Source organism: Kitasatospora nipponensis (genome assembly GCF_039528135.1).
GTDB lineage: Bacteria > Actinomycetota > Actinomycetes > Streptomycetales > Streptomycetaceae > Kitasatospora > Kitasatospora nipponensis.
Map to the genome: position 1 here is coordinate 1 of NZ_BAAALF010001100.1, position 533 is coordinate 533.

The window sequence follows — 533 nt, forward strand, 5'->3', positions numbered from 1 at the left end:
CTTGAGGCGAATGTAGTTCATCCCGTTGGAGTTCAGGACGGTCATCGCTTCACCGGTGCTGCGGGACGCGTACTTGTAGACGCCGCCCTCGCCCGCGCTCTTCTTCAGGGAGGAGAGGTCGCCGCCCTTGACCGCCACGGAGGTCGAGCCCGCGGTGAAGGTGAGGTCGTCGACGTTGAGCCAGTTACCGGCGTTGGCATCGGAGTTGATGCTGATGGTGCACTGGCCGCCGGTGACGGCGATCGAGGTGACCAGCCGGATCCACCCGCCGTTCGCGGTGGGCGGCAGGTCGGTGCGCTGCTCGGTGGAGCCGCAGTTGCGCAGCGCGAGGTAGGCGGCGTTCTGCCCGCCGCTGGAGCGGACCCAGGCGGTGAGCGTGTAGGTCCCGTTGGCGAGTCCGGAGAGGTACTGGTACGTCTCGACCTTGTAGGCGGCGGCGTTCCAGTGGGCGAGCCGGTACGAACCGGCGTGGCCGCCCGCCTCGGTGTAGGAGGAGGCGTTCTGCCCGGCGGCGGAGTAGGTCGACCAGCCCG

1 pseudogene is annotated in these 533 nt (G+C 68.7%); it reads right to left on the minus strand.

The annotated features are described in order from the left end of the window. Nucleotides 1–533, minus strand: a pseudogene (locus ABD323_RS45085) (arabinogalactan endo-1,4-beta-galactosidase); the annotation flags it as partial.